This window comes from Maribacter caenipelagi, assembly GCF_004364175.1.
GTDB classification, from domain to species: Bacteria; Bacteroidota; Bacteroidia; order Flavobacteriales; family Flavobacteriaceae; genus Maribacter; species Maribacter caenipelagi.
In genome coordinates this window covers 1-15,943 of record NZ_SNZW01000014.1, presented here as the reverse complement: position 1 = coordinate 15,943, position 15,943 = coordinate 1, and the positions used below count along the sequence as shown (strand labels likewise).

At 34.4% G+C, this 15,943-nt stretch carries 16 protein-coding genes; 9 read left to right on the top strand and 7 right to left on the bottom strand.

The features are described from left to right. Positions 1–206: 206 nt before the first annotated feature. Complete coding sequence (locus DFQ03_RS07995) at positions 207–617, top strand: glyoxalase (RefSeq protein ID WP_394346266.1); 411 nt, start codon at positions 207–209, stop codon at positions 615–617. On the opposite strand, the gene DFQ03_RS07990 is transcribed toward DFQ03_RS07995, so the two are convergent. After that, positions 606–1,286 carry a DUF2461 domain-containing protein gene (locus tag DFQ03_RS07990; RefSeq protein ID WP_133672660.1) on the bottom strand — a complete coding sequence of 227 codons (681 nt, stop codon included), beginning with the start codon at positions 1,284–1,286 and terminating at the stop codon, positions 606–608. The two genes, DFQ03_RS07995 and DFQ03_RS07990, sit on opposite strands and share 12 nt — an antisense overlap. Positions 1,287–1,380: 94 nt before the next feature. Between DFQ03_RS07990 and epsC the strand changes: the two genes are divergently transcribed. Next, positions 1,381–2,172, top strand: coding sequence for a serine O-acetyltransferase EpsC (gene epsC, locus DFQ03_RS07985; RefSeq protein WP_133672659.1), 792 nt, complete (start codon positions 1,381–1,383; stop codon positions 2,170–2,172). Then, positions 2,165–3,052, top strand: a complete 888-nt coding sequence (gene cysM / locus DFQ03_RS07980) for a cysteine synthase CysM (RefSeq protein ID WP_133672658.1) — start codon at positions 2,165–2,167, stop codon at positions 3,050–3,052. Before epsC ends, cysM begins: the two co-directional genes overlap by 8 nt. Before the next feature lie 71 nt (positions 3,053–3,123). Here cysM and DFQ03_RS07975 read toward each other — a convergent pair whose 3' ends face one another. The 3 genes from DFQ03_RS07975 to DFQ03_RS07965 all read right to left on the bottom strand — a co-directional run bounded on the left by DFQ03_RS07975 (position 3,124) and on the right by DFQ03_RS07965 (position 5,770). Then, entirely contained in the window at positions 3,124–3,666 is a 543-nt protein-coding gene (locus tag DFQ03_RS07975) for a hypothetical protein (protein WP_133672657.1), read from the bottom strand. Between the two features lie 189 nt (positions 3,667–3,855). Further along, positions 3,856–4,950, bottom strand: coding sequence for a magnesium/cobalt transporter CorA (corA, locus tag DFQ03_RS07970; RefSeq protein WP_133672656.1), 1,095 nt, complete (start codon positions 4,948–4,950; stop codon positions 3,856–3,858). Positions 4,951–4,984: 34 nt separating this feature from the next. Next, on the bottom strand, positions 4,985–5,770 hold the full coding sequence (locus DFQ03_RS07965; protein ID WP_133672655.1) for a tRNA pseudouridine synthase A: 786 nt from the start codon (positions 5,768–5,770) through the stop codon (positions 4,985–4,987). 298 nt (positions 5,771–6,068) lie between these two features. Between DFQ03_RS07965 and DFQ03_RS07960 the strand changes: the two genes are divergently transcribed. The 3 genes from DFQ03_RS07960 to DFQ03_RS07950 all read left to right on the top strand — a co-directional run bounded on the left by DFQ03_RS07960 (position 6,069) and on the right by DFQ03_RS07950 (position 9,032). Next, the gene (locus DFQ03_RS07960) at positions 6,069–6,551 is read left to right on the top strand and encodes a hypothetical protein (protein WP_133672654.1); all 483 of its coding nucleotides are present in this window, start codon (positions 6,069–6,071) and stop codon (positions 6,549–6,551) included. Positions 6,552–6,840: 289 nt separating this feature from the next. Beyond that, positions 6,841–7,539, top strand: a complete 699-nt coding sequence (locus tag DFQ03_RS07955; protein WP_133672653.1) for a response regulator transcription factor — start codon at positions 6,841–6,843, stop codon at positions 7,537–7,539. Beyond that, positions 7,536–9,032, top strand: coding sequence for a sensor histidine kinase (locus DFQ03_RS07950; protein ID WP_133672652.1), 1,497 nt, complete (start codon positions 7,536–7,538; stop codon positions 9,030–9,032). The genes DFQ03_RS07955 and DFQ03_RS07950 overlap by 4 nt, the downstream gene beginning before the upstream one ends. 61 nt (positions 9,033–9,093) lie before the next feature. Here DFQ03_RS07950 and DFQ03_RS07945 read toward each other — a convergent pair whose 3' ends face one another. Genes DFQ03_RS07945 through DFQ03_RS07935 form a run of 3 tightly spaced genes read right to left on the bottom strand, consistent with a single transcriptional unit; the run spans position 9,094 to position 12,177 of the window. Next, complete coding sequence (locus DFQ03_RS07945) at positions 9,094–10,563, bottom strand: MoxR family ATPase (protein ID WP_133672651.1); 1,470 nt, start codon at positions 10,561–10,563, stop codon at positions 9,094–9,096. Positions 10,564–10,569: 6 nt separating this feature from the next. Beyond that, positions 10,570–11,016 (bottom strand): hypothetical protein, encoded by a 447-nt coding sequence (locus tag DFQ03_RS07940; protein ID WP_133672650.1) that lies wholly within the window; start codon positions 11,014–11,016, stop codon positions 10,570–10,572. Positions 11,017–11,025: 9 nt separating this feature from the next. After that, positions 11,026–12,177 carry a vWA domain-containing protein gene (locus DFQ03_RS07935; protein WP_133672649.1) on the bottom strand — a complete coding sequence of 384 codons (1,152 nt, stop codon included), beginning with the start codon at positions 12,175–12,177 and terminating at the stop codon, positions 11,026–11,028. 791 nt (positions 12,178–12,968) lie between these two features. Here DFQ03_RS07935 and DFQ03_RS07930 point away from each other — a divergent pair. From DFQ03_RS07930 to DFQ03_RS07920, 3 genes are all read left to right on the top strand, one after another. Next, positions 12,969–13,715 carry a DUF1853 family protein gene (locus tag DFQ03_RS07930; protein ID WP_208295899.1) on the top strand — a complete coding sequence of 249 codons (747 nt, stop codon included), beginning with the start codon at positions 12,969–12,971 and terminating at the stop codon, positions 13,713–13,715. Positions 13,716–13,854: 139 nt separating this feature from the next. Continuing rightward, the gene (locus DFQ03_RS07925) at positions 13,855–14,562 is read left to right on the top strand and encodes a hypothetical protein (protein WP_133672647.1); all 708 of its coding nucleotides are present in this window, start codon (positions 13,855–13,857) and stop codon (positions 14,560–14,562) included. Positions 14,563–14,715: 153 nt separating this feature from the next. Continuing rightward, complete coding sequence (locus DFQ03_RS07920) at positions 14,716–15,639, top strand: SRPBCC family protein (RefSeq protein WP_133672646.1); 924 nt, start codon at positions 14,716–14,718, stop codon at positions 15,637–15,639. Positions 15,640–15,943 lie beyond the last annotated feature (304 nt).

Here is a 15,943-nt window from a genome sequence, read left to right as displayed (position 1 = left end):
GTTATTAGCAACACGATTTGCCAATTGTAACATTTACGTTATTAATACTTTACATATTAACAATTGTCTCTAGATAGAATTATGATAACCCTAATTTTCTTAGCTCTTTTTTGCCTTAAGCTTTATTGTTCATAACAGGTTAAAAACTTATTTATGGTATTAAACAGGCATTTTATCTAATACGTATCTTTAAGTAAAATCAAAATATAATGGACAGGACACAGAAATTGCAATCAATTCGCCCTTTAATTGCCTCTGCCAAAATAATGCCCAATATGAGTGATGACGAACGATTTCAGAATGAAACGTTACGCCCCATACTAAAACTTCAAAATGATTTACTTCTAGCATCTTATCAGAATTATATCAATAAAATGAAGAATAGTTTTTACGAGCTAAAGCTTAATAAGCGAATGGGCTACATTGCCAATTCTATTCAAAAAGATATTAAGTTCAGAAACTCCTTAAAAGGAATGATCATTGGTCAATTTACTGTTGAAGAGTATGAAATTTATATAAAAAACTCTTCTGCTTTGAACAAGAGAATGATGAATATGGTTGTAAAAAGAATTCAAGATCAGATTCAATATTTTGAAAAATATGAGCTAGTCCAATAATGATTCGCCATTTAAATTAGTGGTTAGAATTGTACTCATTAAATCGAAATAAGGGCGTATTGCAATAAAACTATCGTTTACTTTACTTGCAAAATAATCTGATAACACCTCTTTGTCGGTAAACTTTCTTACGAAGATGTACTGCTTTTTACGTATAAATTCAATATTGGGGTCTTCTTTATCAAAACCTTTAGGTGAAGTTTTCAATTCATCACCAACCAATGGTCCCCAAATAGACTTGAAATTTTTATTATCGATAATGTCGGTCAAATCGGTAGTATCTATTTCCCACTCTTTTCTAATACGCAACAAGTCTTCTTTTTCAGGATTCCAAAATCCTGTTGCAACAAAGCTATCACCAGGTGCTATCTGTAAATAATACCCGCCTCTACGGTGTTTACCTGCCCTTGAAAAAGATGCAGATAAATTATTTTTATATGGTGTTTTATTTTTAGAAAAACGGACATCCCTATAAATTCTAAATACTTTTAATTTTTCAATTTCATCATGTGTCTTTAGCATTTCAAGTACATGATTAAAAAAGCTTTTTACTTTAGTTTCCTCCGCTTTAAATTCCGCTTTATGCTCTGTAAACCACTCTCGATTATTGTTTTTCTTTAGCTTATTTAAAAATTGTAACGTGCTTTTTGTAATCTTCGTTTCTAACATTCGACTTAGCTGTTGTGATTTTAAGCTAAAGTTAACCATTAGATGAGAAGTACTTTTACTTATTTGGTTAATTTTGATGATCTAACGAAGACCTATGGACCATCGATCTATAATCGAAAAGATTAATACCCACAAAAAACAACCGAATTTAAGATTTCGCTTAAAAAAGAATACGGAAAAATTTACCGATCTTCTTTTTTATATGTTGTTCGATATTGAAACACCAGTAGCCGAAAGTTTAGATAAACTTGAAAAGCAATTTGATGAACTTGTAGATTTAGCATGTTGGGAAAGCGATAAACCTTGTAAGAAAGTATGGGAGAATTATGTAGAGAAACTTCCTTTAGTTCTAGAGAGTTTAAATCTTGATGCTGAAGCGACCGTAAACTGTGACCCTGCCTCATTATCAATTGAAGAAGTATATATGGCCTACCCAGGGTTTTATGCCATTTCAGTATATAGATTGGCACACGAGTTATACAAGACAGGCTTTCCGTTAGTACCAAGATTAATGACAGAATATGCACACCGACAAACTGGTGTCGATATTAATCCTGGAGCACAAATAGGGAGATCGTTTCATATTGATCATGGCACCGGAGTTGTAATTGGTGAAACTGCCATTATTAAGAATGACGTAAAAATATACCAGGGCGTAACCTTAGGCGGACTCTTTGTTGCTAAAAAATTACAGCAAACCAAACGCCATCCAACCATAGACAATAACGTAACAATTTACGCAAATGCCACTATTTTAGGAGGCGATACTATTATCGGTGCAAATAGTGTAATTGGTGGTAATGCATGGATTACGGCATCTGTACCACCACATTCAACAGTTTTTCACACGCCTGAAATTAAAATAAAAACATTACCACATGTCTAATACTTTATTATCGCTTATTGGCAATACGCCATTGGTAAAATCACGAGTACTTAATACAAACCCAAATGTTTCTGTTTATTTTAAATTAGAAGGGCATAACCCTGGTGGCAGTGTAAAAGATCGTGCAGCTTATAATATGATTAAAACTGGTTTTGATAATGGAGATTTTACCGTTAATGACAAATTAATAGAAGCTACTAGTGGAAATACTGGTATCGCCTTAGCTATGATTGCTGGTGTTTACGGACTTGATATTGAATTGGTAATGCCAGAGAATGCTACAAAAGAACGCGTTCAGACGATGAGAGCGTACGGAGCCAAAGTAACGCTTACGTCTTCAGATGTAGGTATTGAAGGTGCACGAGATTATGCAGAAAGTAAAGTTGCCAACGAGGGTTATGTTATGATGAATCAATTCGGAAACGAAAACAATTGGAAAGCTCATTACAAAACTACAGGTCCTGAAATATGGAAAGATACCGATGGTAAAATAACTCACTTCGTATCTGCAATGGGAACAACAGGAACCATTATGGGGACTTCTACATTTTTAAAAGAAAAAAATAAAGATATTCAAATAGTTGGTGTACAGCCATGCGACAATGCAAGCATACCAGGTATAAGAAAATGGCCCCAAGAATATTTACCTAAAATATTTAATCCTAAGAAAGTAGACCGCATAATGGAAGTCAATGAAATAGAAGCTAAGACAATGGCTAGAAGATTGGCAAAAGAAGAAGGAATATTCTCTGGTATGAGCAGTGGCGGCGCAGCAACAGTAGCCTTGCGTTTAGCTCAAGAATTAGATCACGGTGTTATAGTATCTATAGTTTGTGATAGAGGTGATCGCTACCTATCGTCAGATTTATTTGAACTATAACATTTTTCAAAATAGCATATAAAAAAAGAGCCGTCTACACGGCTCTTTTTAATTTTAACATAAACGCAATTCTATTTCTCTAACATTGCAGTATCACTAGGTTTGCTATATTCTTGTACTAAGAATTCTAAATTTTCACCATGTTCATTGGTGAAGATATAGGTGGTCTTATTATCTGCTACCTCTTTGCTTTTTAAACTTAAATTTTCAACAATTTTTAAGTTTTCACCTTCGTTCATGGCGACAACCAATTCGTCATTTTTAGAAACTAAAACAAAATCTTCTGGAGTTTCAGATTCATAGCTAAAGACTATTTTTTCGTCAAAGGCATCGTCATCATCATTGTCTATTTGTACTGTTTTGATAATCGTTGAAACACTATCCACTACTCTATCTTGATTTACCTTCCCTTGGTCCTTTTCAGCATTTTCTATGGTATTTAATCTCTTTGTGGTTATAACTACAGTATTCTTTACCAATTTCTTTCCGTCATTAATTGTGTACGATTTAGAAATTTTGGTATCTAATACTTCTTGATTTTGTTCTTGTGCCGACATAGTACCGGTCATTAAAAAAATTGCCGTAATTGACATATAAATGGTTTTCATTTTCATATATATTATTTTAAGTTAACAATAGACTTAAACACAGTAGTATAAAACGTGTTTAAATCGCTTATATCTAATAACTTAGACGTAGGCAAGATATATGAAATGTATTAGTAATTATGACCCATTACAATTAATCTTTAATGGAAATGCTTTGTAGAACAATATGAAAACAGAACGCTTGTAAAGCAAATATTAAAGCCACTTTTTCTTTTTAAAATAAAACATCATACCTATAAAAAGAATAATCATAACAGCCCAAACCACATGGTATCCGTATTTATAATGAAGCTCTGGCATATGTTCAAAATTCATACCGTATATACCAGCAATAAATGTCAAAGGAATAAAAATGGATGCCATAATAGTCAAAACCTTCATGACCTCGTTCATTTTATTACTCATATTACTCATATACATCTCCATTAAGCTCATAGACATCTCACGATAAATCTGTAAACTTTCGTTTATTTCAATGGCATGATCCAAAACATCGCGAAGAAACAATTTTGTATCCTTTTTAATCAGCTGATTTTCGGTATCTATTAGTCTACTTATCAATTCCTTGACCGGGAATATCCACCTTCGTATTTTCAGGATTTCCTTTTTTAATTGTTGAATATTTTGAGCTACAATAGGCTCAGGATTCTGATAAACCTCTTCTTCTAAATTCTCTATTCTATTATTAAGGTTTTCAATCGCTAAAAAATAATTATCTACAATAGCATCCAGTAAGGCAAAAAATAAGTAATCAGCTCCCCTAGTTCTTATGCGCCCCAGCTTACCGGTAATTCGTTCTCGTAATCCATTAAAAACATCGGCTTTTACTTCTTGAAAAACCAAAACTGTATTTTCATGTAGAACAAGTGCGATATGTTCACCTACAATTTCATCTTCGTCAGAAATGTATAACATACGAAAGATTCCGAAAATGTAATCTTCGTATTCATCTATTTTAGGGCGTTGTTCGGTATTGACAATATCTTCAAGAACCAAAGGATTCAAGTTAAAATGCTTTCCTAATTTTTCAATAAAAGGCTCATCCGTAATACCAACTACATTTATCCATGATATTTTGTCGGCTCGCTCTTCTTTAAAAAACTGTTCTATGTGTGCAAATTCTTTAGTTTCGAATCCGTCAGCATTATAGGTCGTGCTATGGATAAAACTATCACTTCGCTCCTTATCACCCATGTAACTTATGGTTCCCGGTGCTTTACCAAGCTTATTCTGCTGGCGAGACTTTTTCTTTTTACGCTTAGGGAAGTTGAGCTTCTTATTTACAGCCATGAACAATTTTTTATAAATATATTAAAACTACAAACTAATTATTGAAGTCCAGTTTGTTTAAAATTAAACCAGAACCAGGTGCAATAGTATTTAGTTTATGGTCAGAACCAGAAACTAAAGACGCTTTAATTTCTTCTATGGTAAGTTCGTGTTTACCAAGTTGTACCAACGCACCCATAATCATTCGTATTTGATATCTTATAAATCCCTTTCCCTTTATCTTTAAGATGTAACTATGCTCAGGAAAAAAATTGGCTATCAAAATATCATTGGGTACAATGGTACATTCTTCGATTTCACGAACTGTAATCGTTGTGGGTTTTAAAGATGCAGTGTACACACTAAAATCATGTGTACCTTCAAACAGCGAAGCACCCTGCTTCATTAACTCTAAATCAAGGTGATCTATGTAATTGGTTATAAAAGGCGCGCTAAACGGGTGATTCTTACATCCGAAGGAAAAGAAGTAATTATACTCCTTCGTTTTACTATCCTTTATAATATTAAAATCTTGACCGACAGATTCAATGGAAAGTAATCGAATATCTGAAGGTAAATTTTTATTAAAATCTTTTAAGAAAACATTTAGGTCTTCTAATGGTTCATCAATAAAAAGTTCAAATGCACCATCTAATGAAGAAACCTTAGAATCGGTTCTACCGGCACCCAGAATTTTAAAAGGAGTATTGGGGTATATAAATGTAAATGTTTTATTAAGCATACCTACAATAGTTCGTAGTTTAGGTTGTACTTGCCAACCATTAAATCTAAAGCCTAAATACTGCAGACGAACCAAATAACAAAAACGCTGTTTCTTCATAGTGTAAATGTAATTACATTATAAGCATTACTATACACCTCGTGTAAATTGTCTTCATTTACATCTACTTGCGTCCCTTGTTTTAGGTGGTAATTACATTATAACTTCCTACACCATTATTATAGGTATTTTATTGTTAATGTTCAGAAAAAATGGTAATATTAAAATATGATTATCTTAAAATCAAGGTCTTGAACAACAATGTTAACCGTTTGTCGAATTGTTTGGAAAAAAACAATATCATGCCATTACTTGCAGCAAAACTATGGTTCCTTTTTAACCATAAAAACTAAATTTCATGAACTCTATCAAAGGATTATTAACTTGGAAACGAACCTTAATTGTTTCAATTGTCGTGCTTTTTTTGTTGAACATCTTTAGTTTTTATGGTTTATACACCAATAAGTTTTACTTTTTCAAAATAGATAATTACATCTTTCCTATTCTATCCATTATTCACTTTGTATTTCTATATGTACTCTGGTTTAAAATTAAAGAGAATGAACTAAGTGACCCACCAATGCGAACATTAGAATATATTCTTTATATCATATCATTGGTATACATATATAAATTAGTAGAGACAATGATTGTATTGTCTAGCTATTCTGATTTTGAAAACCATCTTATACCGGGTACATTTTTACCTATCGGATATTTAATGTTGACATTATACGCAGCCTTATTATTGGTAACTCTTTTAGCTGTAGTATATAGAAAAGAAATGGTCGGCACATATCTATTTGATGATATGAACCAACATGTTGACCACTGGAAATAACTAGAACTCAAAAATTATCTTTAGCCCTCGTTAAGAAATTATCGAGGGCTTTTGTTTTAAATACGTTCAATTACATAGCAACAAAATAGCAACAAACTACCAGATATAGTCGACTTGATTATTCCTGTATTCTTAAGTTTTTAAATACAATTATCTATAAAAGTTTAAATATGCTGTAATTATCATAGCATTCCTCGACTTACTTATAAGCTAAATTATAGTGCGTTAGAACATTTGTCGTTCGCTGTGATTTTTCTGTGATACTTTTTTTCTTTATTCGTAATTGATTATGAAACGTATACTTATTATTGAGGATGATCCTGAAATCATTAAGCTATTAGAACTACATCTTTCTGATGTTAGTTATGAAACCACTATGGCAATGGATGGCAACGAAGGACTACGCCTTGCCTTAGAAAATGATTACGAGTTAATTCTTCTAGACCTGACACTACCCGGCTTAGATGGTGTTGAAATTTGTAGAAAGCTACGTGCTACTAAAAATACACCTGTAATTATGTTAACCGCTAAATCTGAAGAGATTGATCGCGTCTTAGGTTTAGAAATTGGTGCTGATGATTATATGACAAAACCCTTTAGCATTAGAGAGCTTTTGGCAAGAATTAAAGCTGTGCTTCGACGATCCAATAAAGTGGAAAAGAAGCAAGAGGATACGTCTATCATTTTGGCGGAAGGACTTTCAATTGATATTGATAAGCGAAAAGTGGTTTTAGGTGATTATAAAATTGAATTATCACCCAAAGAGTTTGAATTACTAGTATTAATGGCTTCTAACCCTGGTAGAAACTATACTAGAACAGAGTTGCTGAATATGATATGGGGATACAATTTTGAGGGCTATGAACACACCGTAAATTCTCATATTAATCGGTTAAGATCTAAAATAGAATCTGATATGGCCAACCCCAATTACATACTGACAACTTGGGGTGTTGGTTATAAATTTAATGAAGAGATAATGGCATGATAAATAACGGCAAAACTCTTACTCCGAAATTGGTAAAGAAACTATGGATGGCTTTCATATTTCTGATCATTCTAATGGGAGCTTCATATATTTTCATTACAGGTTACCTAACGCTGAATTATAACCAAGCTATTACACAGCGTATAAATGCGAATGTAGCAAATCATGTAATTCAAGAAAAGTTTCAAAATGCCGCTCCGTTTTTAGAAGATGGCACAGTTAACAAGGCACTTTTTGGAGATTTAATGCACGATATGATGGCGGTAAATCGTGGTATCGAGGTATATCTTCTTGACAAATCTGGTGATATTCTATATTCTGTAGTTTTAGAACATAATGATAATGAGCCGATGAAATCGGTTTCATTAGAGCCTATAAATAGGTTTATTGAAAGTAATGGAGAAGAATTTATTTTAGGTGATGACCCCTTAAATCCAGAAGCGAAGAATATCTTTTCTGCTGCACCATTTTCTATCGATGGTCATGAAGGTTATATTTATATTATAGTTGCCGGTAAACAATTAGCGCTCATTAGTGATAGTCTTTTTAGAACGTATTTCACCAAACTAAGCATAGGCGCCATTGTACTGACCATGCTTTTTGCGGCATTGATCGGAATATTAAGTATTTGGTTCTTGACCAAAAATCTTCGACTGATTACTCAAACCGTTCGTAAATTTCAAGAAGGTGATTTAGATATTAGAATTAAGAATCCTGAGCAATCAGACATTGAAGTTGTTGCCCTATCTTTTAATGAAATGGCAGATACCATTGTAGATAATATGGACAAAATGAAATCTGTAGACAATCTACGAAGAGAATTAATTGCAAATGTCTCTCACGATTTACGTACGCCGTTAGCTGTTTTAAAAGGATACATTGAAACGCTTCAGATTAAGAAAGATACGCTTACAGAAAGTCAAAAAGAAGAATATTTACAAATTACACATAACAATATTGATAAGCTCTCAAGTCTGATCAATCAGTTATTTGAGTACTCTAAATTAGAAGCTGAACAGGTTACCCCTATAAAAGAGCCATTCTCAATTACGGAACTTTCTCATGACCTTATTGCCAAATTCAGGCTGCTTGCAGAACAAAAACAAATACACCTTCAATTAGAAAATCCTGAAGAGAACTATATGGTATATGCAGATATAGGTCTGGTTGAAAGAGCACTACAGAATCTAATTGAAAATGCTATAAAGTATACAGAACCAAATGGTAAGGTTAGGTTAAGCCTAGTAAAAATGGGTAAACAAATTGAAATCAATATAACAGATACCGGTAACGGTATACCAGTGAACGATCAACCATTTATATTTGACAGATACAAACAAGTAAATAAGAACACTCAAAAGCAAGGGCTAGGTCTTGGCTTGGCAATTGTAAAAAAAATAATGGATTTACATGATACCACCATCGTAGTATTAAGCAAACCATATAAAGGTAGTTCCTTTATTTTCAAATTGCCCGCTTATCAATTGCCATGAATTTAAATATTGCTGTGAAAAAGAGAAAGCCCTATTCGTAATGAATAGGGCTTTTTTGATTCTAGATATCTTTTAAGAAACTACTGTAGAGGTCTTTAAATTCAAAACCATCTGTAAAACGTTGCTTATTTAATTTTTTGTAGGAGACCAATCCCCATAACAACAATTCTTTTAAGAAGTATACATCTTTAGTATCATAATCTGGCTGATGGTCTTTTAACAACTGATTTAATGCTGGTATGCTATCTAGAGCACGTTTGTACTCTTCATCCGTAAAATCGTCCATTAGCTCAATACCTTCACCTTGAAAAAACCAATGCAACAGCTCGTCATAAACGGTTTCTTCATCTTTACGCTCTAGTTTATTTATTTTGGGAAAATACTTTGGGAACAATGATTTTACAGCATCATCAATTAAAATTGCCGCAACGCCGTCCGCTCCCTCCTGCTCTCCTTCATACACCAATTCTATCTTACCGGTAATTGCAGGTATAATCCCCAAGAAATCACTTAAACGAACCATGGTATTATTTCCACCGTTCAATAAAGATCTACGCTCTGCAGTACTTAATAAGTTTTCAAAAGCAGTAATACTGGTACGTGCACTCACACCACTTTTAGCATCTACATACTCACTTTCACGAGCTTCAAATATAATTTGCTCTAACAGATCCTTTGCTAAATCCGGAACATAAACAGCATCAGTTTGTCTAGAATCTAACTTTGCCTCTTGCTCGGTAATCTTGCGGGCAATTTCAATATCATCTGGGTAATGCGTTAAGATTTGCGACCCAATTCTATCTTTTAGTGGAGTAACGATACTCCCTCTATTGGTATAATCTTCTGGGTTAGCCGTAAATACGAACTGAATATCCAAAGGTAATCTCAGTTTAAATCCGCGGATTTGAATATCTCCTTCCTCCAAAATATTGAATAAAGAAACCTGAATACGTGCCTGCAAATCGGGCAGTTCATTAATCACAAAAATGCAACGGTTCGCACGAGGTATCATTCCGAAATGAATTACCCTGTCATCTGCATATGACAATTTTAGGTTTGCTGCTTTTATAGGATCTACATCACCAATTAAATCTGCTACGGTAACATCGGGTGTTGCTAGTTTTTCTGCAAAACGCTCATCTTTATGCATCCAAATTATGGGAGTGTCATCGCCTTTTTCCTTGATCAATTCCATGGCAAATCTGGACATGGGCTTCATAGGGTCGTCATTGATTTCTGAACCCTCTACAACGGGAATATATTCATCCAATAAATTGACCATTAAATGCGCCAAACGAGTTTTTGCCTGACCACGAAGTCCCAATAAATTAATGTTATGACGAGAAAGAATAGCCCGTTCCAACTCTGGAATTACCGAGTCTTCATAGCCCCAAACACCTGTAAAGGCATCTTCGCCCTTTTTAATTTTTTCTACAAGATTGTCTCGCAACTCATCTTTTACACTTTTGGTTTGGTATCCGGCAGCTTTTAACTCCCCAAGTGTATGTATGTTTTTATAATCTAATTTCATAAAAATTTATTTCTTTAAAATAGCAATAGTTTGTTTTAACTCGTCCGGTTTCTTTATTCGGATGTTTATGGAAATGTATTCCCATTTATCGTTTATATTTTCAGCCAAAACATCCATTTTTGATCTTATATTATTTATTGGTTTATCTCCTCTAACATCTATAGTAATTCCGACAGAATCACCAGACTGTGAATAACCTACAGAACCATTTAACAAATCTAAAGAACCTAAAGGTTCTAAGTTACCAAGCAATTTTAAAACTGTAGAATCCTTTTTTGCAATTTCTAGAGCATCTTCGCATATTTCTGGCTCTGAATATGCCTTCGTTAAATAAGAAATATTACGAGACAATTCCGGGGTTAATGTTGAAACCAATAAACCTACAAAAACTAAAAAGAATAGCATTATCCATGTCCTTTTCAACTTATACCAAGGTCTTTTATAAGATGTCATCTTTTAGTCTTATTTCAATCTTTTTTTTCTATTTGCTTCGTAATCCTCAAATATCATTTCGCCTAAACCTTTTAATCCTGTAAAGAATGCCTTGCCTTTATTAGCCTCTGTAAAATGGCGAATAAACTGCATCAAATACGGGTCTTGGGCAATCATAAATGTCGTAATGGGAATATGCAACTTACGAGCCTGGCGCGCCATATTATAGCATTTCTCTACTATAAAATCGTCTAGTCCCACACTATTCTTATAATACGTACCGTCTGGCATGCGCAAACAACTTGGCTTACCATCGGTAATCATAAAAATCTGCTTATTGGTATTTCGTTTTCTACGGAGCATATCCATTGCCAATTGCAAACCTGCAACGGTATTGGTGTGATACGGACCAACCTTTAAATATGGTAGATCTTTAATAGGTATAGGCCAGGCATCGTTACCGAATACCAAAATATCTAAAGTATCTTTTGGGTACCTGGTGGTAATCAACTCTGCCAGCGCCATGGCAACTTTTTTAGCGGGCGTAATACGATCCTCTCCGTACAAGATCATACTATGACTAATATCGATCATAAGTATGGTACTCATTTGTGCTTTATGCTGGGTATCTTCAACAACCAAGTCATTTTCACTTAAATGAAAACTGCCCACACCGTGATTAATTTGAGCGTTTTTAAGACTCTCGGTCATAGATATGTTTTCTAGACCATCGCCGTAACGGTATTCCCTAAGGTCGCCCGTATGCTCATCTCCTTGTCCTGATTTACCTGTTTTATGATTACCGGCACCACTACGTTTAAGTTTTCCAAAAATTTGGTCTAATGCACGCTGACGGATGATACGTTCCATTTTCGCGGTAATGGAGATATCACCACCGCCAGAACCTTCTTCCCCATCTTCACCATTACCACCGCCATCTTTAAACTCTTCGCGTATGTAACCTTTTGCCTTAAGGTCTTCTATAAAATCGTCAATGGTATAGTCTTCGGTCGTCAATTCATATTCCTTGTCCAGCTCGCGTAACCAATCGATCGCTTCGTCAAAATCACCAGAAGTATGTGTAATTAGCTCTTGAAAAATATCAAATAGCTTATCAAAAATAGATTGTTCGGGTGCTTCGTAAGTTTCAAAGCGGAACCCCTTTCTTATATTCATAGCCATACTATAAAATTAACACTTTTACGCTGGATGCCCACGGCTTTTGGGAAATGTTAACGTTGTTGTTTAAGTTTGGTTGTTGGTTGTTGGTTGTTGGTTGACTGTTGTCGGTTGACCGTTGATGGTTGTTCGTTGTTCGTTGTTCGTTGTTCGTGTTGAGTTGGACGCTGTACGCAATACGCTGTGCGCTTTTCGCGTGGCGCTTAGTGTTTCAAGGAAGCAACTTCGGCTACGGAGTATAATTGGTAATAAACAATTATTAGTTGGCAGTATCAGTTTTCAGTATTCAGTAACAGTATTGATATTTCAACAAACACTATTAACGAACAACGATTAACGAATAACGATTAGCGCATTTCGCAAAAATATTCGTCTTTGCGAGGAGCATTTTGGCGACGAAGCAATCTGTTTGTTTCGTGTACCTAAGCTACAGATTGCCGCGCTATGCTCGCAATGACGTTTAAATGAAGTAACTTCGACTACGGGAGACAAATAACAATAAACAATTAGCAATAATCAGTATGCAGTTTCAGTAGGCAGTATCAGTTAACAGTATCAGTTTTCAGTATTCAGTAGACAGTATCAGTAGACAGTATCAGTATGCAGTATTGATATTTCAACAAACACTATTAACTAACAACGAACAACGATTAGCGATTAGCGATTAGCGATTAGCGAAAAACAAAACACCAACAACCGACAACCAACAACTAAAAAGATAAACCATCAACCAGCAACAAACATTAATCAAACAGATACAAGGCTTTTTAAGTACTCCGCCGTTATGGGAAGGTGTGCAGTTTGGTGTGCCTCAGTTTCAGTTTCCGGAGATGGTGATAGACGGTTTTGTGCCACGATCTATTCCTGAGAAATTGCGGTTGGGACATCGGATGGAATATGTGTGCAAGCAGTTGTTAGATGCAAGTGCGGAGTATAAAGTGCTATTGCATAATTTACCGATACGGGAAGAAAAACAGACCATTGGTGAAATAGATTTTATTGTTCAAGAAACCGCCACACAGCAGCTGATACATGTAGAACTCACTTATAAATTCTACATTATTGACACCGAAATAAAAGAACCCATACATCAACTGATCGGACCCAACCGGCGTGATTCTTTTTACACCAAGCTAGAAAAGATAAAGAACAACCAGTTTTCATTACTGCATACGCCCGTTGGGCGTTCGGTATTGTTGGAAAAAGGAATAGACACCGCTACCATAGCGCAAAAGGTATGCTATAAAGCCCAACTCTTTAAACCTTATAAAAGCGCTCCATTGCCCATTTCTCAAGTAAACCCAAATTGCATTGTGGGCTTTTGGTTACGGATGGCGGAGTTTCTTACGGCTGACTTTACGCCACATCATTTTTATATTCCCACGAAGGGTGAATGGGTAGTAGACCCTGAAGACGATGTTGAGTGGCTCACACACCAAGAAGTTACCATTGCTATTACGGAACGCTTAGAAAACAACAGTGCTCCCATGGTTTGGATGAACAAAAACTACACCTCATTAGAGAAGTTTTTCATAGTGTGATGGTAAGCATTATTTCTTAGTTTACATACCACAAATACCTGTTAATAACTGTTGATAGGTCTTTTTTTATGTGGGTGGGAATTAGATTACTTTTATAGATGGAATATTTGCAATTGTTGTAGCACATTTAAGAAAAACTTTGGAACTAATAGAAAAAGACATAGAAGATTGGATTGAACATTTTGCAACTATTGTTGGAGAACAAAAAGAATATGATTTAAAATTGCGTGAACAAAATCCGTCTGAATTTTTCCTTCAATTAACATTACCAAATAATTATCAAGAATATGCAATTGCTTTACACTCATTCTGGATTAATAATAAAATACCAAAAGATAAAATTGTAGTTCGAGAGTTATCAAATGAAGAATTTCCCGAAGATGATTTTTCTCGTGTAACTTGGAAAGATTTTCACGAAAGAAAATATCGAGGGTATGATTTGAATAAAGCCATTATGGATAGTATTAATCATACTCACTCATATGACAAGCAACTAAATAACGAATTGTATCCTGTCGAAGGATTAATGGATAAAGAACATTTAATTAGTTTAGTAGAAATAGTATTAGAATTATATGGAAATCAAGAAATTGAACTATTTTATACTTTTCTTGCCACGAAAAACTGGGAAAAAGATTTGATTTACAGTGGTAAAATAAGTGAACTTCCAAAATTATTTGAAATTGACAATTTGAGATTAACACCAAGTCTGATTTACCCAAAAGAAAAAAATTGGGTTGTGAATACCGATTATGATTTAGCGTTCACAACAATCGGAGGAGAAAGGAAGTTTATTTCGGAACTTTCAGAAAGAAATCATGACGGAATAGTAAAAATTGCGCGATAAAAAAGTGCTACAATTACGTATATAGCTCATAGCTAATTAGTTGATTAGTTGATTAGTTGATTAGTTAAAGTTAAGGCATATTTGGAAAGTCGCCAAATTTTCTAATTTGCATGCTACGAGCCATCTACAAAACCGTTTTTAAACATTTTAAGATTGAATAAAATTCACCTGATTTCCATTTTAATAACTCTTGTTCTAATTCAAATTTTAGGCTATGTTTCAATCAACTACCTTGGAGATTATGGGTGGAGTGTTTTTCTCTTTATTCCTTTTTTAATTGGTTTTTTACCTCCTTATATTTCTGGAAAGAAAATTACTATAACTAAAAGTATGGCTTACAGATTAAGCTTTGCCGCCTTAGGGATTGCATGTCTGGTTCTCTTAGTTTTTGCAATTGAAGGTATTATATGTTTACTAATGGCAAGTCCTCTTCTTGCCCTTGCTGTTTGGCTAGGATCATATATCGGATATAAAAGCACTGGCTCAAATTTTATGAACTCAAAAAACACAACTATTATATTAGTTTTACTATCGCTTGGGTTCACCGGTTTCGATTATAATAACAAGCCGAAAGACTTAATACCCGTACGGACTAAAATAATTGTAAACGCTCCAATTGAGGCAGTATGGAAAAACGTAGTCACATTTGATAAAATTAACGAACCTACTGATTGGATTTTCACCACTGGAATAGCTTATCCAACTGACGCCACTATCGTAGGAAAGGGTGTCGGAGCAATTAGATATTGCAATTTCACTACCGGCAGTTTCATAGAGCCAATTACAACATGGAATGAACCAAATTTATTACAATTTGATGTTCAGGAGCAGCCAATTCCTATGAACGAATTAAATCCATTTTGGAATGTTCATCCTCCACATTTAGATGGATATTTTAAATCCTATAAGGGACAATTCAAATTAACCAAAATATCTAAAAATAAAACGGAACTAGAAGGTACGACCTGGTACAAGGTGGATATTTATCCTGAAATATATTGGAAAGGCTGGTCTAATTTCATAGTTCATAGAATACACGAAAGAGTTTTAAATCATATAAAGTACGAATCGGAATAAAAACGTTTTACAACGGAACCTAAACGTAATGCAGACTTTAGGGATAAACCGAAAGGTCTGTGTATATTTATAAAGTCTCTAAATCTTATGGATTTAGCTTTGAACAAGAAAAAATAAAGCAAAACAATAAGCTTTAGCTACGTCGGCAGACGGACAGGAAAGGTTTCCTTACCACCGCACTACGCTTAGCCCAACCGTTGTGTTTAATATGGTACGATATACAAACATCCTTTACAGAGTTATAGAAACATCGTTTACACTTTTTAAGTTGCATTTGAAACCAAAATTCAGATGCTATGCCTTG

What these genes read in the sequence shown, in the direction of transcription:
- DFQ03_RS07990 (WP_133672660.1), bottom strand. Translation starts at nt 1,286, where the DNA reads ATGTTAGAAACGAAGATTACAAAAAGCACGTTACAATTTTTAAATAAG.
- epsC (WP_133672659.1), top strand. Translation starts at nt 1,381, where the DNA reads ATGGACCATCGATCTATAATCGAAAAGATTAATACCCACAAAAAACAA.
- cysM (WP_133672658.1), top strand. Translation starts at nt 2,165, where the DNA reads ATGTCTAATACTTTATTATCGCTTATTGGCAATACGCCATTGGTAAAA.
- DFQ03_RS07975 (WP_133672657.1), bottom strand. Translation starts at nt 3,666, where the DNA reads ATGAAAATGAAAACCATTTATATGTCAATTACGGCAATTTTTTTAATG.
- corA (WP_133672656.1), bottom strand. Translation starts at nt 4,950, where the DNA reads ATGGCTGTAAATAAGAAGCTCAACTTCCCTAAGCGTAAAAAGAAAAAG.
- DFQ03_RS07965 (WP_133672655.1), bottom strand. Translation starts at nt 5,770, where the DNA reads ATGAAGAAACAGCGTTTTTGTTATTTGGTTCGTCTGCAGTATTTAGGC.
- DFQ03_RS07960 (WP_133672654.1), top strand. Translation starts at nt 6,069, where the DNA reads ATGAACTCTATCAAAGGATTATTAACTTGGAAACGAACCTTAATTGTT.
- DFQ03_RS07955 (WP_133672653.1), top strand. Translation starts at nt 6,841, where the DNA reads ATGAAACGTATACTTATTATTGAGGATGATCCTGAAATCATTAAGCTA.
- DFQ03_RS07950 (WP_133672652.1), top strand. Translation starts at nt 7,536, where the DNA reads ATGATAAATAACGGCAAAACTCTTACTCCGAAATTGGTAAAGAAACTA.
- DFQ03_RS07945 (WP_133672651.1), bottom strand. Translation starts at nt 10,563, where the DNA reads ATGAAATTAGATTATAAAAACATACATACACTTGGGGAGTTAAAAGCT.
- DFQ03_RS07940 (WP_133672650.1), bottom strand. Translation starts at nt 11,016, where the DNA reads ATGACATCTTATAAAAGACCTTGGTATAAGTTGAAAAGGACATGGATA.
- DFQ03_RS07935 (WP_133672649.1), bottom strand. Translation starts at nt 12,177, where the DNA reads ATGGCTATGAATATAAGAAAGGGGTTCCGCTTTGAAACTTACGAAGCA.